This window comes from Rhizobium sp. 862_C5_N1_2, from assembly GCF_051811205.1.
Taxonomy (GTDB): domain Bacteria; phylum Pseudomonadota; class Alphaproteobacteria; order Rhizobiales; family Rhizobiaceae; genus Rhizobium; species Rhizobium leguminosarum.
Genome location: NZ_JBPWPT010000004.1, coordinates 182,702 through 201,232 on the forward strand (window position 1 = coordinate 182,702; position 18,531 = coordinate 201,232).

The window sequence follows — 18,531 nt, forward strand, 5'->3', positions numbered from 1 at the left end:
AGAGGGGGCCTCATCGGCACATCCGTCCAGGCAACGAGGTGAAGGACCTTTTATCTGAACCTTGGCGCGCGCTTGGCATTGTGAAGCAATTCGGAGGCGGTCGCGAACGGCCCGAAAAGCTTGAGCAGCAGCGCTTGTTCCTCGGTATCTATGCGGTGACGCGCGCAGAACTCCGTCACGGACCAGACTTTCGTCAGATCGTCTGTTTCGATTTGCCTGGGTTCGATGTGTTCGGTCAACGGCGTGTCCTCCGAACATGAAGACTACGCCACCCCGGCATTTATAAGAACTAGCTAAAAAGTATTATACCCGCTTTTCAGACCTTCAACCGCACATGATTGAACCCCGCCGGCACCGCGCGTCAAAACAAGCGGACATATGAAGACGCCCGCCGATTGCGCGGCGGGCGTTGTGTCTCAATGATTTATTGCTGCTGATCAAGCAAGATGAGCGTCGGTGCCCGTGATGTTGAGCGTCAGAACGCCAGCATCCGTGTGGCCTTCGCCATCGGAGATCTTGTAGTACTGGACGGTTTCCGTGACGTTCTGGCCGGCAGCCAGGTCTTCCGTCAGCGTGTAGGTGAATTCGCCATTCGGCTTGACGTGGAAGACGCCATGGTCGCCGACGATGTCGGTAACAGCGTCGAGGCCGCTCTTGGCGCTGACGTTCGTGCCGTCGAACTGACGCAGGAAGAGCTTGCCGTTGTCGCCGGCAATGTCGTTGTCCAGAACGTTGCCGCCGATGGCGTCGCCTTCGTTGAAGCTGTAGTGGTCGTCGACCGCGATCGGCTTGACCTGGGTTACGCCCTGGATGTTCAGGGTGAACAGGCCGACATCGGTATGACCGCTGCCGTCGGAGATCTTGTAGGAAACCTTCTCCTGGTACGATTCACCGTTGGCGAAGCCGATCTTGGCAGCGTCGCTCAGGACATAGGTGTAGCTGCCATCGGGCTTGACGAAGAAGGTGCCGTAGTCGCCCTGGATCTCGGTGACCTGGCTGTTGCCGGCCTTGGCGCCAACGCTCGCGCCATCGAAGGCGCGCAGGAACAGGTGGCCGTTGTCGGATGAATCGTTGGAAAGCAGATTTCCAGAAATAACGTCGGTTTCTTTAAATGTTGCACTATCATCAGTTGCATGTATCGGCGAAGCCATAGCTCTCTCCTAAAATTGTTTATTGGCGGGTCAATTTCGACCTCAGCGAGCGGCTCCTTTAACAACCTATTAATACTACAAGTCAATGGTCTATTTAACAGAAGGTTAATTTCGATGCCAACCTCCGCGTTGCTTCCATTCCGGCGGAATAATGTCACTTTCAAGCCAAATTGAAGAAAATTCGGCGGAAACTATACCCGGATAACTTGAATAAAATGGCGCTGAGTATATCTGAAGGCGATTGGCGATGCCCGTGCCATGCCATCCGGGCCATCCGTTGCAATTGTGCCCGCCGATACCTATGTTGCGGGAATACCCGATCAAGCGGAAATCTAAGCTGTTGCTGGCTCATGATTGAAGCGCTTGTACATCCGAGCGCGCCGTTATGGCTGCGTGACGGGCAACCCCACAAACAATCGATGACGCCGGCCGAGATCGGCAAAGGATTTCTTTTTGAACCACATTAATACAGCCACCGCGGTTGCGGTGGCGAAACCGCGTGAGGATGACGAGACTGTCCGCCGCATTGCTGGGAGCTGGAAGCCGTTCCCCTGCCTTCTCACCCGCCGCGAATTGCGGGCTCTGATCGCCGAGCAGCTTGGCTGAGCCTGCGATCGTCGCACCACCCAAACAAGGAGAACTTGAAATGCAGGTACTCGTCAGAGACAATAATGTCGATCAAGCGCTCAGGGTCTTGAAAAAGAAAATGCAGCGCGAAGGACTGTTCCGTGAAATGAAGGAACGGCGCGCCTATGAAAAGCCGTCCGAACGGCGCGTCAGAGAAAAGGCGCAGGCGATCAGTCGGCATCGCAAGGCCGCACGCAAGAAGATGCAGCGTGAAGGCCTGCTCGCCGGATCCAAGCGGGTGGCGACCACCCGTTAGCAGCCATTCCCAACTAGCCCCGAGCTTCGGCTGCTACATTCCGTGAAAGGACAGACAATGGACGAACTCAATAGCCTCACCGTTTCCGAAGAACGCCTCGAGGATTGCCGCGATGTCGTGGAGCCGGATCTGCAGGATCTGATCCAACGCGCTCTGACATCGGGTTTTTCCCGGGAGGAAGTTCTCATCGCCGTCAGTGAACTGGTTGCCGAAGACTTCGCAATGGTCATGAAAACCCCAAGCGTTCATTGATCGACTGCGTGGTTGGGACAGCCCAGGCACGATCATCAGTTATATCAAGATGGCCGCCGCCGCGAACAGAAACCTGATATGGGCGACAGTGCCGAGGTCGAGCTCTAACGCATGGAAGCACTCAACGAAGATCGGGAGGCACGTCTCTGGCCGACAAACATCAAGCCTGATTGGCTGATGCCTTGACGAAATCGATGAACGCCCGGAGCGGCGCAGGCACCAGACGCCGTCCGGGATAATAGAGGAATGGCCCGGAGAAGCGCTGCCACCACGGTTCGAGGATGGGCTCGAGCGCACCGCTGTCGAAATGCGGGCGCAGCCAGTCCTCGAAGAGGCAGACGATCCCTGTTCCTGATATCGCTGCATCGACGGCCAGGTCGGTCGCTCCGCCGACCCGCACGATCAGCGGCCCCGTTGGATCGACCCGCACGATCTCGCCATCACGCTCGAATTCCCACGGCGCCGTCATCGCACCGCTATCGAAGCGGCCCAATATGCAGGCATGGCCGAGCAGCTGGCTCGGGTGTTGCAGCCGGCCGCGGCGATCCAGGTAGTCGGGGGAGGCGGCGATGGCAAAGCGCTGGACGCGTGGCCCGATCGGTATTGCGATCATATCCTGCTCCAACCGCTCGTCATAGCGGATGCCGGCGTCGCAGCCGGCCGCGAGCACGTCGACAAAACTCTCATCGGTTACCACTTCCAGCCGAATATCGGGATAGGCGGCGAGGAACGCTGGGACGATGGCGGGCAGCACCAGCCGCGCCGCGCTGACCGGCACATTGAGGCGCAATGCACCCGCCGGCCTGTCGCGAAAACCGTTGACGACGTCGAGGGCAGACTCTACCTCGCTCAAAGCAGGACCGAGCCGCTCCAGCAAGCCCTTGCCCGCTTCGGTCGGGACGACGCTGCGTGTCGTGCGGTTGAGCAGCCTGACGCCGAGTTGGGCCTCCAGGCGACGCACCGCTTCGCTGAGGAAAGAGGCGCTGCTGCCGTTTACGCGAGCCCCTTCACGAAAACCCCCGGCGCGCGCCACGGCAACAAAGGCATTGAGATCACCCAGATCTGCTTTCACTGTTCGCTACCCCGCACAGCCCGTGCGGATTATAGCCAATTTTCACACGTGCCGCCAACGCCTATCTTGGTGTCATCTCTTGAAAGGAGTTAGACCATGTCCACTATCGATCAATCCGGCACGTTCAACCTCGGCGGCCGCAGCGTGAAGCGGCTTGGCTATGGTGCCATGCAGCTCGCTGGTCCTGGCGTGTTTGGCCCGCCCAAAGATCATGGCGCGGCCCTGGCAGTACTGCGCGAGGCGGTCGCGAGCGGCGTAAACCACATCGACACCAGCGACTTCTATGGCCCCCACGTCACCAACCAGATCATTCGTGAAGCGCTGCATCCCTATCGCGACGATCTCACCATCGTCACCAAGATCGGCGCCCGGCGCGGCACGGACGGATCGTGGATGCCGGCCTTCTCGCGTGAAGAACTGACCGCGGCAGTGCACGACAATCTCCGCAATCTCGGCCTTGATGTGCTTGACGTCGTCAATCTCAGGATCATGTTCGACGTGCGCGGCCCGGCCGAAGGGTCGATCGAAGCGCCGCTGACGGTCCTCGCCGATCTCCAACGGCAAGGCCTGGTGCGTCACGTCGGGCTGAGCAACGTCACATCCAAACAGATCACTGAGGGGCGTGGGATCACCGAGATCGTCTGCGTGCAGAACCAGTACAATCTGGCGCATCGGGCCGACGACAGGCTGATTGACGATCTCGCGCACGAAGGCACCGCCTATGTGCCGTTCTTTCCGCTCGGCGGGTTCACCCCACTGCAGTCTTCCACCCTCTCTGAGGTCGCCGCACGCCTTGATGCCACGCCTATGCAGGTGGCGCTCGCCTGGCTGCTGCGTCGTGCGGAAAACATCCTGCTGATCCCCGGCACCTCGTCCGTCAGCCATCTCAGGGAAAATCTCGCCGCCGCCGCGCTCTTGCTGCCGGATGACGCCGTCTCGAAATTGAACCGCATGGCTGATATCGCCGCCTGACGGTCGCCGGCGATCCGACGCTACGCCACGTCTTGCACGGCGTAGCGGAGCAATCCCTCAAACGATTCCGAATTGAAGAATTATGCGGTAGCCCGCCGCCCAACGCGGCGATGCTTTCAATAGCGCTCCGGCACAAGCATTTCAGGCGGAACCGGCGCCCTGTTGTAATCGGCGTGACGGATGCGGTCTGGCAACTGGATCTCCGGTTTCGGAACATCCTCGTAAGGGATCTGCTCGAGAAGATGGGCAATGCAGTTCAACCGCGCCCTTTTCTTGTCCACGGCCTGAACCACCCACCAAGGCGCATCGGGGCTGTGCGTACGCGCCAGCATCTCTTCCTTGGCTTTGGTGTATTCCTCCCAATGCACACGGCTTTCCATATCCATCGGTGAGAGCTTCCATTGCTTCAGCGGATCGTGGATACGCATCTTGAAGCGGAATTCCTGCTCCTCGTCGGTGATCGAGAACCAGTATTTGATCAACACGATGCCGGAACGGACCAGCATCCGCTCGAATTCAGGCACCGAGCGGAAGAACTCCTCGAGTTCTTCATCGGTGCAGAACCCCATGACGCGCTCGACACCGGCGCGATTGTACCAGCTTCGGTCGAAGAGCACCATTTCGCCGGCGGTCGGAAGATGCGGGACATAACGCTGGAAATACCATTGATGACGTTCCCGCTCGGTGGGCGCGGGCAGCGCGACCGTCCGGCAGACGCGCGGATTGAGCCGCTGGGTTACGCGCTTGATCGCGCCCCCCTTGCCGGCTGAATCCCGGCCTTCGAACAGCACCACCACCTTCAGCTTCTTATGCTGAACCCAATCCTGCAACCGCACCAGTTCGTGCTGCAGCCGGAAGAGCTCGCGGAAATAGGTCTTTCGCTCGAGCGTCTGCTCCGCCGGCTCCGACATTCCTTCGGCGACGAGATCGTCCAGCCGGTCTTCCTCCATCTGCATTTCCAGCTCTTCATCAAAGCTGTCGGCGATCTCGGCCTTAATACGGCTGAGCTGGTCCTGATGTGTTTGAGACATGGGCTTTTCCTTCCTGCGTTTTCTGACAGGAGCATGTCACTGCGAAGTTTGTGTGACGGTTCGGCTAAGCCAAAGCCGGAACAGCAACGTCCCGATCTCTTAAGCCGATGATTGCGGCGTCGAATGCGCTTCAGCCGCCGAGGCGCGCCTATAGCTGTCCCGTCCGGTACTGGTCGACAAGATTCCGGCAGGCGCGGATCGTCAATGCCATGACGGTGAGCGTCGTGCCGGCGATGCCGCTGCCGGGGAAGGCGCTGGCGTCGGTGACGATGAGGTTCGGGACATCCCAGACCTGGTTGTAGGGGTTGAGCACCGAAGCCTCCGGGGTTTCGCCCATGCGCGCGCCGCCCGTCTCATGGATTGCCGCGCCCATGCACATGGTCTTGCGGAACCATTTGCGGAACATGAAGCGGCTGAAGGCATCGGCTTCGGGAAAGGCGCCCTTGCTCATCTCCTTGAGGCCGGTGGGCGAGCCGATGAATTCGAGGTCGCCGCCGACCTCCTTGATCATCGCGATCAGCGTTTCCTCCTGCCTTCTGAGCAGCGCCTGTTCCTCCTGTCGCATGACGCAGCGGATATGCGGCACAGGAATGTTCCAGGCATCCCTACGCCTGGCGTCGAGCGTGATGCGATTGTCTGCATAGGGCAGCATGCGGCCGAAACCGAAGAAGGCGAGACGTGCATCTGCGTCTGCGGAGATCGGCGCACGGCCGACACTTCCCTGGTAGTCGAAATCGCCGCGGGCGGCATCGCCCTCGCCGAAGCGGGGAATGAAGATCCCGCCCGACGGATTGTAGAACGGGTCGGTCGGCGCGGACTCGTCGACCGCCCAACCCTTCGCCTTCGAAAAGGACCCAAAGGCGAGGCACGGAAGCTGGTCCATGAAATAGCGGCCGAGAGCGCCCGAGCTGTTGCCGAGCCCATCAGGATGATTCGCCGACGCCGAATTCAACAGCAGCCGTACGCTCTCTATCGGCGAGGCCGAAAGCACCACCGTCGCGGCGCGCGCGGTCGATACTTCGCCCGTATTGCGATCGATGAACTCCGCCCCGGTGGCGCGGCCGGTCTTCTCGTCCGTGGTGATGCGGCGAACGACGGCGTCGTAGCGGACGGTCAGTTGACCGGTGGCCTGAGCGTCTCGCAGCGGTCGCGGCATGCGGTCGGCGTCCGGCGCAATGTAACGCCAGGAGACGACGTGCCTGTCCGGCCAGCGGTTTTCGACCGCCTGCTTGAAGATCTGTTCGGCGGGCGTCAGGCTTGCCGGCTTCGCATAGATGCCGTCCGGCAAGCTCGGCACGTTATCCCTATTGCCGTAGAGGCCGAGATAAGCCTCGACCTCGTCGTAGAAAGGCACCAGTTCTTCATAGGAGACCGGCCAGTCCACACCCTTTCCGGCGCGAGAGCGGATCTTGAAATCATCGTCAGTCCAGCGCAGCAGCACCCGGCCGAAACTGTGGAGACGCCCGCCGCCCTGGCGGCCGCGGATCCAGAGGAAGGGCTCGCCCTTCGGCGTCGTATAAGGATTCTTGCGGTCGTTGACGAAGAAGTGGCTGAAACGCTCGGTAAAGAAGGCCGCGCGGGCCTGGATCGGCTGGCCCTTCAAGGTGGCCCGCGCGCGCTCCCAGATATTGATGCTGCTTGCCGGCGCCTTCTTGCGCACGGGATCGAAATCCTTCGGCCCGACGGCGGGACCGGCCTCGAGCAACAGCACCGACAGCCCCTGTGCCGTCAGTTCTTTTACCGCAAATGAACCCGCCGCGCCGGAGCCGATCACCAGCGCATCATAGACGATCTCAGACATGTCGTTTCAAATCCTGTCCTGGAGCAATCCTCAAAACGGCGCGAAACGCGCCCGGAATTGCGGGAAAACAAAGGGATGGTGCGTCACAGCCGCGATCCGTCAGCGCCGAAGAGGGAGGCCTTGGCGATATCGAGCCCGGGAGCCATGGCGTCACCGGGCTCAAGGGTGACGTCGCCCATCAGCCGGAGCGAGAGGCTTTGGTCCGCCCAGTCGAACCAGACAACGGCGTCCGAACCCATCGGCTCGACGACGGCAACGCGGCCGGGAATGGTGGGCAGGCCGCTCGCCGCCCCATCGAGCACAAGGTGTTCCGGGCGAAAGCCGAGTGTAGCAGGTCCTTCCGCCGCGGCCGCACCAAAGGAATAGCCGGAGAGATCGATGGTCAGCCCGTTGCCCAGAAAGATGGGCGCCCCGTCGCCGCGCTCGATCCGGCCCTCGATGAAATTCATGGCCGGAGCGCCAATGAAACCGGCAACGAAGAGATTGGCCGGGCGGCGGTAGATCTCGGCCGGCGAGGCGAGCTGCTGGATCACACCGTCGCGCATGATGGCGATGCGGTCGGCAAGCGTCAGGGCCTCGACTTGGTCGTGGGTCACGTAGATCATCGTATTGCCGAGGCGCTGGTGCAGCTTCTTGATCTCGACGCGCAATTCGTTGCGCAGTTTGGCATCGAGGTTCGACAGCGGTTCGTCGAACAGGAAGACATCGACTTCGCGCACCAGCGCCCGGCCGATGGCGACGCGCTGGCGCTGGCCGCCCGATAGCTCGGCAGGGCGCCGGTCGAGCAGCTTGTCGAGCTGGAGAAGGGCGGCGGTGCGAGCGACACGGGCCTCGATCTCGGCCTCCGGCAGACGGGCGACGCGAAGTCCAAAGGAGAGGTTCTTGCGGACCGACATGCGGGGATAGAGCGCGTAGGACTGGAAGACCATGCCGATGCCGCGGTCCTTCGGCTCCTCCCAGCTGACATTCTTGCCCGAGATCCAGACCTCGCCTGATGTAATGTCCTGGAGACCGGCAATGGCGTTCAAAAGCGTAGACTTGCCGCAGCCGGAAGGGCCGAGCAGCACCAGGAACTCTCGCGGCGCGATATCGATCGACATCTTCTCGATCACCGTATGGTCGCCATAGGCGATCTTCAGGTCCTTCACGGAGACGGCAGATTGCATGGAAGCGTTACCCCTTGACTGCGCCGGCCGCGATGCCGCGCACGAACCAGCGGCCGGACAGGAAATAAATGGCGAGCGGAACGATGGCGGTGAGGATCGTCGCCGCCATGTTCACGTTGTAGGTTCGCTCGCCCATCGTGGTGTTGACGATATTGTTGAGCTGCACGGTCATTGGCAGGTTGTCGCGCCCGGCAAAGACGAGCCCGAGCAGGAAGTCGTTCCAGATGCCGGTGAATTGCAGCATGGAGACCACGACGACCATCGGCACGGCAATCGGCAGCATGATCTCGAAAAAGACGCGCCAGAAGCCCGCGCCGTCGACGCGTGCCGCCTTGCAGAGCTCCTCCGGCACGCTGACGAAATAGTTGCGGAAGAGCAGCGTCACCAGCGGCAGGCCGAAGATGACATGCACGAGAATGATGCCGGCCAGCGAATTGTAGAGATCGATATTCGCCATCGCCCGGACCATCGGATAGAGGAAGATCTGGTAGGGGATCAGGCCACCGGCCATCAGCAGGCCGAAGAGCAGGTTTGCCCCGCGCGGCCGCCAAAGCGACAGCGCATAGCCATTGACGGCGCCGATGAAGACCGAGAGCGCGACCGAGGGAAGGGTGATCGCCACCGAATTCCAGAAGCCGCTGCGAATGCCGACGCAGACGGTTCCCATGCAGGCGCCCGACCAGGCGGTAGCCCAGGCAGAGAAATCGAGCGTGGCCGGCAGGGCAAAGATCTGCCCGAGCCGGATTTCGTCCATGGACTTCAGCGAGGTGACGACCATGGTGTAGAGCGGCAAAAGGAAGAAAAGCGCGGCGACGACAAGGAAGGCATAGAGGCCGATGCGCCCGGCGGTGATCTGTGCCGGCTTCGGGCCGTTTGGATGAGGACGGGCCATCACGCAGCCCCCTTTGCTTTGTCGCGCATGTGCATGATGTAGCGAAACGGAGCGACTGCGATGATCACGCCGAGGACAAGCACTGTCGCGCCTGCTGTGGCGAGGCCGAGATTCTGGCGCCCAAACAGATTGTCCATGATAAATTTCGCCGGCACCTCCGTCGCATTGCCGGGGCCGCCATTGGTCATGGCGACGACGATGTCATAGGTCTTGATCACGCCCATGGCGAGCAGCATGCCGGCCGCGGCCAGCGCCGGCCCGAGCTGCGGCAGGATGATCGAGACATAGATCCGCCAGACGGGAATGCCGTCGATCCGCGCCGCCTTCCATTGCTCGGCCTCGATGCCGCGCATGCCGGCGAGCGCAATGACCATGACGAGCCCCGCGCCCTGCCATACGCCGGCAAGCACCAGCGCATAGATCGCCATGTCGCGATTGACCACCCAGTCGAGGACGAAGCTTTCCCAGCCGAGCGAACGCACGCTCGCCTGGATGCCGAGCGTCGGATTGAGCATCCATTGCCAGATAAGCCCGGTCACCACGAAGGACATGGCGTAGGGATAGAGGAATATGGTCCTGAAGGCGCTTTCGAAGCGGATCTTACGATCCAGCGCCGCAGCCAGCAGGAAGCCCAGCAGCAAACAGCCTGCGACGTATAGGACGCCGAAGATCAACACGTTTTGCAGCGAGGCCAGCCATTTGGCGGAAGAGAAGAGCTTCGAATACTGCGCCAAGCCGACATAGGTCGAGGACGGAAAAAGCGTCGAATTGGTGAAGGACAGGCGGATCGACCAAGCCATGGTGCCGATGAAGACCACGACCGCGACGAACCATGTCGGCAGCAGGGCGATGGTCGCGGAAAGATTGGGCTTGCGTTTGATGGACATCGGCCAGCTCGTTGACGGAGTGGAAAGCAGGGCTCGGGCCGCCGCGTGAGGGGGCAGCCGGCAGCCGTGGCGTCGGATCAGGCCGACGCCACGGGTACTATCCTACTCGAAGATGGCGAAGAAATTCTCGGCCGCGGCATCTGCTTCGTTCGAGCCGCCGCTCCAGTATTCGTCGACGAGGTCGTCGAGCGCGCCGACCTGCTGGGGCGTGAGCACGATCGCCTGGTCCGGCACGATTGCGCCGGCGCTCATCAGCTCGACACCCTTCTGCGCGCAGGCGTCCAGCTTCGACTTGTCGACGTCGGCGCGCATCGGCACCGAGCCCTTCTTCAGGGCAAATTCGACCTGAACGGCCGGATCCATGACGACTTCGGCGAGAAGTTTCTGCGCCTTGTCAGTCTCGGCCTTGCCGGTCTTGGGGAACCAGAGGGAGTCGGCGATGTAGACCATGCCCTTCGACTCCGGCACGATCATGCAGCCATAATCCTTGCCCGGCTCCTTGCCGGCAACGGTGAATTCGCCCTTGGCCCAGTCGCCCATGAACTGCACGCCGGCCTTGGCGGTGATCAGCATGGCTGTCGCGTCGTTCCAGTTACGGCCGGCTGCACCGGCATCGACATAGCCGCGCAGCTTACCGAGGATTTCAAGGGACTTCTTCACGCCTTCGACGGATGCCGGGCTCTTGTCCTTATCGACATAGATCTTCAGGAAGCCGTCGATCCCGACCTGCGAGAGCAGGATCATGTTGAAGACCTTGGTTTGCTGCCAGGGCTGGCCACCCCAGGCGACCGGAACCCGGCCGGCAGCCTTCAGCTTGTCGAGATCGGCAAAGAGCTCGTCCCAGGTCTTGGGCTCCTGCGCGATGCCGGCCTTCTCAAAGGCTTCCTTCGAATAGAAGATCCAGCTTTCACCATGGGCGCCGGTCGGCGCAAGATAGACCTTGCCGTCATAGGAGATGAGATCGTGGATCGATTTCGGCAGGGCGTCAGCCCATTTGCCGGCGGTGGCGACGTCGTCGATCGGATTGAACAGGCCCTGGTTGATGAAATCAGCGGCAGCGAGGCCGATGACGCCCTGCTTGGCCCCGGGCGCGTCACCCGCGACGATACGGTTCTGGAAGGCGGCATCGGCCGCACCGAAGCCGGCGATCGAGGAATCCTTCCAGACGCCGCCGCGCTTTTCGAACTCGGTCTTGATGACGTTGAGCGCGGCTGCTTCGCCGCCCGACGTCCAGGACGACATGATCTCGATCGTCGGCTTGTCCTCGGCATGGGCCGAGGCAGACAGGCCGGCGAATACCACGCCGGCAAGAAAAAGCTTCATCATGGTCTTCATTGTTCCACCTCTTGAAAATGCCCTCTTTGCGGGGCGTTCGTTGTTTTAGGGATGACTGTCAGCGATAGATCGGCAGGAGCCCCTGCCGGACGAGGGTGAGCCCGTTGGCGATGTCGCGGACGGGATCCGGCGCGGCATCGAGTTCGAGGATCGCCCAGCCTTCATAGGCCCGGTCGCGCAGCAGCCGGATCCAGGCCGGCCAGTCGACCCGTCCGAGGCCGAAGCTGCAGAAATAGGGCTGGTGGCGTTCATGGATGTGCTTGTCGATCGGCGTGTCGGCGGGCATCGGGCCGCGCGCATCCTTCCAGTGGGCGATGATCATGCGCTCGTGATGGCGATCGACGAGTTGGACGGGATCGGAGCCGGCCACGATGATGTGGGCGGTATCCGGGCACATGTGCACATAGGCCGGGTCGGTGAGAAGCATCATCAGATCGACGTCGCGCGCGGCGGCAAAGATCGAGTGCGCCTCGGTGTGCAGCGCCAGCCGTACGCCCCTGGCATAGAGGGTCGCGCCGAGCCGGTTCAGAAAATCGGCAATCACCTTGGCGCGATCGAAATCATGGAACTGCACCGGCTGGGCGCCGAGCGTCTGGCGTAAGGGCGCGCCGATCACCATGATGTCGCTGCCGCAGGCTTTCAGGAAGTCGGCATATCGTTCCGCCTTGTCGATCAGCGCGCGCTGGGCCTCGGGCTCGGCGAAGTCGCCGGCCGCCTCAAGTTCCGCGAAGAAGCCGCTGCACAGCGTCAGGCCGCGTCTTGCCAGTTCGGCCGCGAAGGCGTCGACGGAACCGTAGGTCTTGATGGCGTCCTGCCAGTTGAAGGGAGAGAAGGTCAATTCGACGCCGGTAACGCCGGAGGCCTGGACGCCGTCGAGGATCTTGTCCCAGAAGGCGCGCGGCGCGGCGCGTGCATAGTCGACGATCGCGTCATGGCTGTCGACGTCCCAAAAGCCGGGATGGAAGAATGTCACGAGATCGACGCCAAAGCGCAGCCTGTCGTCAGCAGCCATAATCACTCCCTTTTCAAGGCATGACCTATCCGTTTGCGGAAGGGCCGTTCCGCATTCATAAGTCGTAGAATTTTCAATGCATTAGCGAATGGCAATCGTTTGCCATGATTAGATAATAGCGAAGCTGTTTTTTTACGCAAGCGGTTTTTGGCAAACGTTTGCTATAAGCTGCCACTTGTCTTAGAGTTGCAATCAAAAGCATCCCGGAGAAAGAAAGAACCGTGAACAAAAACAAGGATGTAGTCGGGGAGGATCAATCAGGCGCGTTGATGGCCGATGTCGCGCGGCTCGCCGGCGTTGCGATATCGACAGTGAGCCGGGCGCTCGCCAATCCCGGACGGGTCAACGAAAAGACGCGCGCCAAGATCAATGCCGCAGCCAGGCAACTGGGCTACACCCCGAACGCGATGGCGCGCGGTCTCAGGGTCGGCAAATCCAATATCATCATGATCATTCTGCCGGGATCGCTCTACTATGGCGCTTCCCAGGTCATTCCGCAGGTGCTGCAGAGTATCAATAAATCGCTGATCCAGGGCGGCTACAACCTGATGATCGCCAACCTCGACCGCGACGAGATTTCCGAACGGCACATTCTCGACCTCGCCTTCGGCGGCAGCGTGCGCGGAGCCATCATCCTGTCGTCGAAGCTTCCGGAGGTTGACGGACGCTCGCTGGCCAACTCCGGCCTGCCGATCGTGTCGATGCTGCTCGACATGAGCGATGCCGGCCTGCAGAGCGTCGTTACGAACGACCGCGAAGCCGTGCGCGACGTCACGGCCGAACTGATCCGACTGGGTCATCGACGGTTCTTCTATCTTGCAGGGCCTGAAGGCAATTATCACGATGTCGAGCGTTACGGCGGCGTGCTCGAGGCGCTCGAGGCGGCAGGATTGTCCGAGGATTCGGTGCATCGCTCGGGTGGTCATCTCGATTATCAGCACGGCTTCGACATTGGTGTCCAGGCGGCGGATGATTTCGCCGAGTTGACCGAGAAACCAACAGCCGTCATCGCGACCAGCGATGACATGGCCATTTCTTTTGTCAGCCGTATCCAGGGCGCGGGCTTGCGCATTCCCGGTGATGTGTCCGTCGTCTCCTTCGACGGCTCCCCCGTCTGCGAATTTTGCTCTCCGCCACTCTCGACGATCAAGCAGCCGGTCGAAGAGATGGGGCGCGCCGCGGTGGATCTCCTCTTCGACGCCATTGGCCAGAGGCAGAATACGGCGACGGTTCGTACCGTCATCCGCAGCAGCCTGATCTTGCGGGAGAGCATCGCTGCTCCGAAGAACTGACGGAGCCGGCCGCGGCGAGGGGATTACCCTCGACATCAATCAAAACCCGCCGCTTGATCCTCGGTACTTCGATCTCTTGTCGGTCGACGCCATTACAGCCCTACAGTGTTCAGCGTAAACCGTTGGTTTGGCGACAGAGGGATATTTTAGTTGTCAGTAATACAATCATCCGGCAACATGATCGGCTAACTTCTAGAATTGAGTAATATTGCCACCAGCACGTTGGGGAGACGGGCATGTGTGCAGAGCTTGTCGAGCGCCGATTGGCGGCTATCCTGGCCGCCGATGTGGTAGGCTACAGCCGTCTCCTGGAAGCCAACGAAGAGGAGACGCTTAACGCTCTTCGTCAGCATCGCCGCGAGCTCTTCGATCCCGCTGTCGCGACCCACGGCGGGCGTATAATCAAGGTGATGGGCGACGGTTTCCTGGTCGAGTTCGGCAGCGTGCTCAGTGCTGCACGATGCGCAGTCGAAATCCAGCGCGGCATGCTGGAGCGCAACATGGGGATTCCAGCGGACAGGCACTTTGCGTTTCGAATAGGCTTGAATCTGGGCGACATCGTCTTCGATGCGGATGACTTTCATGGGGACGGCATTAATGTGGCGGTCCGGCTACAAGCCCTTGCAGATCCTGGCGGCATTGCCTGTTCGGCGGCTGTGCGCCACGAAGTCGGAAACAAGCTCGGCCTCGATTTCGCGGACCAGGGCGCCAAGACCGTCAAAAACATTTCCCGCCCGGTCCATGTCTATTTTGCCGATTGGGGCAATGTCGCCTCCGGTGAGGAGGTGCCGCTTGCCGCAAGCGGGCACACGCGCGCACCCGTCAACAAGCCATCGGTTGCAATCCTGCCATTTGCCAACATCAGCGACGATCCCGCCCAGGAGTTTTTCAGCGACGGCATCACAGAGGACATCATCACTGACCTATCGAATGTTTCAGGCCTATTCGTACTGAGCCGCAACACTGTCTTCACATGCAAAGGCCGGAGCGAGAACCTGCAGCGCATCGCCGGGGAACTCGGGGTTGCCTATGTCGTAGAGGGCAGCGTCCGCAAGGCCGGCAACCAAGTGAGGATCAATGCTGAATTGATCGACGCAGCCAGCGATGGCCACGTGTGGGCGGCGCGTTACGACCGCGACCTCACCGACATCTTCGAAGTGCAGGACGAGATCACGAAGGCGATCGTCGAGCAACTGAAGGTCAAGCTACTCCCGGAGGAAAAGAAGGCAATCGAGCTGGCGCCGACAGCGAGCGTTGAAGCTTATACGCACTTCCTCAGGGGCCGCGAATACTATCACATTGCCTCGCGCTCAAACCATCTCATGGCCAGACAGAGCTTCGCGAGAGCTATCGAATTGGATCCGGACTATGCCCGCGCTTATGCGGGCGTCGCAGTTTGCGATGCGCGTCTGCGGTCCCAGTTCGGTGTGCAGATCCCGGTGGAGGACATTCTTGCGAACACCGCGAGGGCGCTCGCTATCGATCCCAATCTGGCGGAGGCACACGCGGCCAAGGGGTTTGCGTTGGCGGTGGCCGGCAATCGCGCTGAGGCCGTTTCCGCATTCGAGCAGGCTTTATCGCTCGACGGCGATTGCCACGAGGCGAACCGGTATTATGCCGAATTTTGCGTCACCGACGGTCAGTTCGAGCTGGCGGCCACCTACTTTCAGCGTGCAATGGAAATCAAGCCTGCCGATTATGGTGCGCCGACCATGCTTGTGCACGTCTTTCGTTCACTCGGGCAAACAGACCAGGCCAATAGTTATGCTTGGATCGCGTTGAAAAAGGCGGAGGAAGAATTGCGGCTACATCCGGAGAATGCCAATGTTGCCTGTCTTGGAGCAACCGTGCTCGCCTTTCTCGGTGTCCGCGATCGGGCACTGGAGTGGCTGGCCCGCTCACTGGCGACTGATCCCAACGACATAAACATTCAGTACAACGCCGCCTGCACTTATGCGCTGCTTGGCGAGATTGACCGAGCGATCGAGGTGCTGGAAGCCTGGATGCCTCAGGTCGGCGCCGAGATGCGGCTGTGGTTCAAGAACGATTCCGACCTCGATTCCATTCGCAGTCACCCGCGCTATTCGAGATTGGTTGAACTTTCTGAATAACGCCTCGTACATTTGGCAGGCTGGCGCTAATACTATTTCATTACTTGCTAAAATTCTCGCGAGCGCCGAAGGTCAACTTAAACTTGCACCATAAAAGTCTTTTGAGGGGAAGCGGATGAGCACCCGGTTCAGACTTTTTGTACAGCCTCCATTTGAAGATGCTCGGTCCAGTCCCGAGATTGTCGAAGTGTCGTCTCCGCTGGGTAGCCTGACGGCTGGTCCGGCCGACGATCGCATGTTCGTTGTGGAGCCGGTAGGCAAGACGAGTCCTTACGGTGTGAACCGCGGGCCGCTCGGAACACCGTACATGTATCTGCCGCCCTGGACCGGGAAAATCCTTCAGCCGGCCACCCCCGACGAGTGCGGCAATTTCGACTATCTCCGATCTTCGATGGCTGGCTTCGAAGCCGCGCATGTTTTTGGTTGCGTGCGATTCACACTGGATGTGTGGGAGCGCTATCTCGGCCAGCCGCTCACCTGGCATTTTCGCGATCATTATGACCGTCTGGAAATCTCGATCCTGCCGCGATGGGACAACGCTCAATACGGCTATGGTTTCCTCGAAATTGGGAGCCAGTTCGAAAACGACGGGCGCGTCCTTCCCTTCAGCCTGGATTTCGACGTCATCGCTCATGAGGTGGGGCACGCGATCATCTTCAGCGTACTGGGTGTGCCGCGCCCGGGAACCGAGTACCCCGAATATCTTGGCTTCCAGGAGGCCTTCTCCGACTGCGTGTCGCTGATCGCGGCCATGCATTTTCCGTCCGTGATCGACAATGTTCTCGCGGAGACGCGCGGTAACCTTTACCGGGCAAATCGCCTGGCGCGCTTCTCGGAATTTTCGCCGCATCGCCAGATACGGTCGGCAAACAACAAACGGACGATGGCCGACTTCGCACATGGGTGGAAGGACGAGCATGAGCTCTCGCAACCGCTCACCGGCGCGATATTCGACATCCTCGTCGATATCTTCCATGAGAGCCTGGTGGTGCGCGGGTTAATCTCGCGTGCCGTCGAAGACCTCGCAGATATTGCCGAGTTCGATCCGGCTGCCGAGGCACCCGTGCAGCATGCTTTCGACCGCGCTTTCGCGCGAAACTCGGATGGATTTGTCGAAGCACTGCTCGATGCACGCGATATCGTCGGGACGTATCTGGCGGAAACCTTGTGGGCTCTCGCTCCCGACTTTCTGGACTACGGCGACGTTGCGAGGACGATGCTTGCGATTGATCGGGATGAAAGTGGCGGCCAATTCGCACGGATCATCAGCAGAAACTTCAGGCGACGGGCGATCGGCGAGCTGCACGCCGGCGCGCACATTAAAGGCGGCGAGGATCACAGTCATGTCCTCTCTGCGCGCACGTTGTTGCCGATAGATTATCTGGAGTTTCCGAAGATGAACTATCGCGAGAAAATTTTGCTGTCGAGATCAAGCATCGGTCAATAATCAGGTAGATGGAGGCAGACGTGGCAGACGATGAAACCTTACTCGGCGTATCAGCGGTATATCTGTTCGGTCGTGAGCTTAGTGATCTGATTCTTAGGGGCAGCGTTTATGGGTCTCTGAACATAGCTAAAACAGGAAAGAACAATTTTCTGAGGCGCCAGCTTGGCGCGGGCGATGCGACTCTGGCGCGAATCTATGCCTTCTCTTTCGAGGGTGCTTTCATTGAACTCAGCCGGCCAGCAATCTTCGTTGTCCACGGCTCCGGCGCGGATCCCGCCGATCCTCCTCCGAATGCTCTCGCGTACGACAGATTGTCTCGGTCTCCTGGTTCGAGTGCCCGAACGGGTCTCGGTTCCCAAATTGGCGCTCTCGCTAATGAGATGAGGGTTTGGATCTATGATAAGGGCGATCTCTCGATGAGACTCGATGCCGAAACGGGAACCCTTGAGCAAATCCTGCTCTCGGCCGAGGTCTCAGCTGATCCCAGAGGAATGGCGAGTGGCGGAATGTCCAGATCGGGCGGCGCCCTGTCCCGCTCCGGCGGCGTGATGTCAAGATCAGGCGGATTCATACCTCGCAGATCGGGCGATAACGATTGATCTACAGACAGAGACGGACCAGGGAGGCTAGCATGTCCGACGACAAACCTGAAGTTGAGGTCAAAATTGACTATTTGGACCCGGATCCCGTGGAGGCATCGTTATTTGTTAACAAGAATTTTAAACTCATAGGCCGTGGATTCAGCAAAAAAGAGATCGATGTATATATATCCAATGATGAGGACGGCCGTGATGAAGTTTCAAAAATTAAAGTATCTATTGATGGACATTCGACAGGTATAGATGAGTTTTTAAAGGTAACTGCCAAGGCCGAGCTTGGTGCTCCAATGAAGAAATTATTGTGGGTTGCCATAAAACTGAACGGTACGTTTCAAGACGCCAAAAAAGGATTCAAAGTCGTCTGATTTTCGAACGATCACGTCGATAGCGGGCTGACGGTCTACGACTTCGCCAGCCACCCTCCTGAGGCGGTATCTCGATGCGTACCCAGTCCGCTGCCCTTGGTCGCGTCGGACGGCGCGACCAACCGACAGATCTTCGACGGAGCCGCGCTGCGGTAAAGTGTAGATCATCCCGGACGGACGCGGCGCTTTCAAAAGCGCTCTGCTGTTCCTTGGATTCTATTTCGTCTCGCCGGTAAAAATTATGAGTGATGCGGAAGCGTCCG

19 protein-coding genes and 1 pseudogene are annotated in these 18,531 nt (G+C 60.0%); 10 read left to right on the top strand and 10 right to left on the bottom strand.

Translation table 11 applies throughout. From position 1 onward, the window contains the following. Positions 1-50: 50 nt before the first annotated feature. Positions 51-239: a hypothetical protein gene (locus ACD590_RS33630; protein WP_018246909.1), complete on the bottom strand. Its 189-nt coding sequence runs from the start codon at positions 237-239 to the stop codon at positions 51-53. Positions 240-437: 198 nt separating this feature from the next. After that, positions 438-1,151, bottom strand: a complete 714-nt coding sequence (gene rapA2 / locus ACD590_RS33635) for a calcium-binding lectin RapA2 (protein WP_018246908.1) — start codon at positions 1,149-1,151, stop codon at positions 438-440. Between the two features lie 453 nt (positions 1,152-1,604). On the opposite strand from rapA2, the gene ACD590_RS33640 reads away from it, so the two are divergent. From ACD590_RS33640 to ACD590_RS33655, 4 genes and pseudogenes are all read left to right on the top strand, one after another. Beyond that, positions 1,605-1,757, top strand: coding sequence for a hypothetical protein (locus ACD590_RS33640; protein WP_165505709.1), 153 nt, complete (start codon positions 1,605-1,607; stop codon positions 1,755-1,757). A gap of 40 nt (positions 1,758-1,797) precedes the next feature. Beyond that, positions 1,798-2,034 (top strand): 30S ribosomal protein S21, encoded by a 237-nt coding sequence (gene rpsU, locus ACD590_RS33645; protein WP_018246906.1) that lies wholly within the window; start codon positions 1,798-1,800, stop codon positions 2,032-2,034. Between the two features lie 57 nt (positions 2,035-2,091). Further along, positions 2,092-2,286, top strand: a complete 195-nt coding sequence (locus ACD590_RS33650) for a hypothetical protein (protein WP_003538349.1) — start codon at positions 2,092-2,094, stop codon at positions 2,284-2,286. A 13-nt stretch (positions 2,287-2,299) separates the two neighbouring features. Next, positions 2,300-2,394 (top strand): annotated as a pseudogene (locus ACD590_RS33655) (pyridoxamine 5'-phosphate oxidase family protein); the annotation flags it as partial. Positions 2,395-2,446: 52 nt separating this feature from the next. Here ACD590_RS33655 and ACD590_RS33660 read toward each other — a convergent pair. Next, positions 2,447-3,358 carry a LysR family transcriptional regulator gene (locus ACD590_RS33660; RefSeq protein ID WP_018246904.1) on the bottom strand — a complete coding sequence of 304 codons (912 nt, stop codon included), beginning with the start codon at positions 3,356-3,358 and terminating at the stop codon, positions 2,447-2,449. Between the two features lie 96 nt (positions 3,359-3,454). Between ACD590_RS33660 and ACD590_RS33665 the strand changes: the two genes are divergently transcribed. After that, positions 3,455-4,330, top strand: coding sequence for an aldo/keto reductase family oxidoreductase (locus tag ACD590_RS33665; RefSeq protein WP_113542802.1), 876 nt, complete (start codon positions 3,455-3,457; stop codon positions 4,328-4,330). A gap of 116 nt (positions 4,331-4,446) precedes the next feature. Here ACD590_RS33665 and ppk2 read toward each other — a convergent pair whose 3' ends face one another. The 7 genes from ppk2 to ACD590_RS33700 all read right to left on the bottom strand — a co-directional run bounded on the left by ppk2 (position 4,447) and on the right by ACD590_RS33700 (position 12,454). Continuing rightward, positions 4,447-5,361 carry a polyphosphate kinase 2 gene (ppk2, locus tag ACD590_RS33670; protein WP_018246902.1) on the bottom strand — a complete coding sequence of 305 codons (915 nt, stop codon included), beginning with the start codon at positions 5,359-5,361 and terminating at the stop codon, positions 4,447-4,449. A gap of 148 nt (positions 5,362-5,509) precedes the next feature. Then, positions 5,510-7,162 (bottom strand): GMC oxidoreductase, encoded by a 1,653-nt coding sequence (locus ACD590_RS33675; RefSeq protein WP_247264903.1) that lies wholly within the window; start codon positions 7,160-7,162, stop codon positions 5,510-5,512. 83 nt (positions 7,163-7,245) lie between these two features. Continuing rightward, entirely contained in the window at positions 7,246-8,328 is a 1,083-nt protein-coding gene (locus tag ACD590_RS33680; RefSeq protein WP_247264904.1) for an ABC transporter ATP-binding protein, read from the bottom strand. 7 nt (positions 8,329-8,335) lie between these two features. Then, positions 8,336-9,220 (bottom strand): carbohydrate ABC transporter permease, encoded by an 885-nt coding sequence (locus ACD590_RS33685; RefSeq protein ID WP_439004289.1) that lies wholly within the window; start codon positions 9,218-9,220, stop codon positions 8,336-8,338. Then, positions 9,220-10,107, bottom strand: a complete 888-nt coding sequence (locus ACD590_RS33690) for a carbohydrate ABC transporter permease (protein WP_017958256.1) — start codon at positions 10,105-10,107, stop codon at positions 9,220-9,222. Before ACD590_RS33690 ends, ACD590_RS33685 begins: the two co-directional genes overlap by 1 nt. 102 nt (positions 10,108-10,209) lie before the next feature. After that, positions 10,210-11,442 carry an ABC transporter substrate-binding protein gene (locus tag ACD590_RS33695; protein WP_439004290.1) on the bottom strand — a complete coding sequence of 411 codons (1,233 nt, stop codon included), beginning with the start codon at positions 11,440-11,442 and terminating at the stop codon, positions 10,210-10,212. 58 nt (positions 11,443-11,500) lie between these two features. Then, positions 11,501-12,454 carry a sugar phosphate isomerase/epimerase family protein gene (locus tag ACD590_RS33700; RefSeq protein ID WP_018449047.1) on the bottom strand — a complete coding sequence of 318 codons (954 nt, stop codon included), beginning with the start codon at positions 12,452-12,454 and terminating at the stop codon, positions 11,501-11,503. A 221-nt stretch (positions 12,455-12,675) separates the two neighbouring features. On the opposite strand from ACD590_RS33700, the gene ACD590_RS33705 reads away from it, so the two are divergent. The 5 genes from ACD590_RS33705 (at position 12,676) to ACD590_RS33725 (ending at position 18,268) form a co-directional block, all read left to right on the top strand. Beyond that, positions 12,676-13,746 carry a LacI family DNA-binding transcriptional regulator gene (locus ACD590_RS33705; RefSeq protein ID WP_283187720.1) on the top strand — a complete coding sequence of 357 codons (1,071 nt, stop codon included), beginning with the start codon at positions 12,676-12,678 and terminating at the stop codon, positions 13,744-13,746. Positions 13,747-13,982: 236 nt separating this feature from the next. Further along, entirely contained in the window at positions 13,983-15,857 is a 1,875-nt protein-coding gene (locus tag ACD590_RS33710) for a TPR end-of-group domain-containing protein (RefSeq protein ID WP_439004291.1), read from the top strand. A gap of 115 nt (positions 15,858-15,972) precedes the next feature. After that, on the top strand, positions 15,973-17,304 hold the full coding sequence (locus ACD590_RS33715) for a hypothetical protein (protein WP_439004292.1): 1,332 nt from the start codon (positions 15,973-15,975) through the stop codon (positions 17,302-17,304). A gap of 8 nt (positions 17,305-17,312) precedes the next feature. Next, the gene (locus ACD590_RS33720; protein ID WP_027683000.1) at positions 17,313-17,903 is read left to right on the top strand and encodes a hypothetical protein; all 591 of its coding nucleotides are present in this window, start codon (positions 17,313-17,315) and stop codon (positions 17,901-17,903) included. Positions 17,904-17,935: 32 nt separating this feature from the next. Then, positions 17,936-18,268, top strand: coding sequence for a hypothetical protein (locus tag ACD590_RS33725; RefSeq protein WP_027683001.1), 333 nt, complete (start codon positions 17,936-17,938; stop codon positions 18,266-18,268). The last annotated feature ends 263 nt before the right edge of the window (positions 18,269-18,531 follow it).

Coding starts and splice junctions, on each gene's coding strand:
- rapA2 (WP_018246908.1), bottom strand. CDS start 1,151: ATGGCTTCGCCGATACATGCAACTGATGATAGTGCAACATTTAAAGAA.
- rpsU (WP_018246906.1), top strand. CDS start 1,798: ATGCAGGTACTCGTCAGAGACAATAATGTCGATCAAGCGCTCAGGGTC.
- ACD590_RS33650 (WP_003538349.1), top strand. CDS start 2,092: ATGGACGAACTCAATAGCCTCACCGTTTCCGAAGAACGCCTCGAGGAT.
- ACD590_RS33665 (WP_113542802.1), top strand. CDS start 3,455: ATGTCCACTATCGATCAATCCGGCACGTTCAACCTCGGCGGCCGCAGC.
- ppk2 (WP_018246902.1), bottom strand. CDS start 5,361: ATGTCTCAAACACATCAGGACCAGCTCAGCCGTATTAAGGCCGAGATC.
- ACD590_RS33675 (WP_247264903.1), bottom strand. CDS start 7,162: ATGTCTGAGATCGTCTATGATGCGCTGGTGATCGGCTCCGGCGCGGCG.
- ACD590_RS33680 (WP_247264904.1), bottom strand. CDS start 8,328: ATGCAATCTGCCGTCTCCGTGAAGGACCTGAAGATCGCCTATGGCGAC.
- ACD590_RS33685 (WP_439004289.1), bottom strand. CDS start 9,220: ATGGCCCGTCCTCATCCAAACGGCCCGAAGCCGGCACAGATCACCGCC.
- ACD590_RS33690 (WP_017958256.1), bottom strand. CDS start 10,107: ATGTCCATCAAACGCAAGCCCAATCTTTCCGCGACCATCGCCCTGCTG.
- ACD590_RS33695 (WP_439004290.1), bottom strand. CDS start 11,442: ATGAAGACCATGATGAAGCTTTTTCTTGCCGGCGTGGTATTCGCCGGC.
- ACD590_RS33700 (WP_018449047.1), bottom strand. CDS start 12,454: ATGGCTGCTGACGACAGGCTGCGCTTTGGCGTCGATCTCGTGACATTC.
- ACD590_RS33710 (WP_439004291.1), top strand. CDS start 13,983: ATGTGTGCAGAGCTTGTCGAGCGCCGATTGGCGGCTATCCTGGCCGCC.
- ACD590_RS33715 (WP_439004292.1), top strand. CDS start 15,973: ATGAGCACCCGGTTCAGACTTTTTGTACAGCCTCCATTTGAAGATGCT.
- ACD590_RS33720 (WP_027683000.1), top strand. CDS start 17,313: ATGGAGGCAGACGTGGCAGACGATGAAACCTTACTCGGCGTATCAGCG.
- ACD590_RS33725 (WP_027683001.1), top strand. CDS start 17,936: ATGTCCGACGACAAACCTGAAGTTGAGGTCAAAATTGACTATTTGGAC.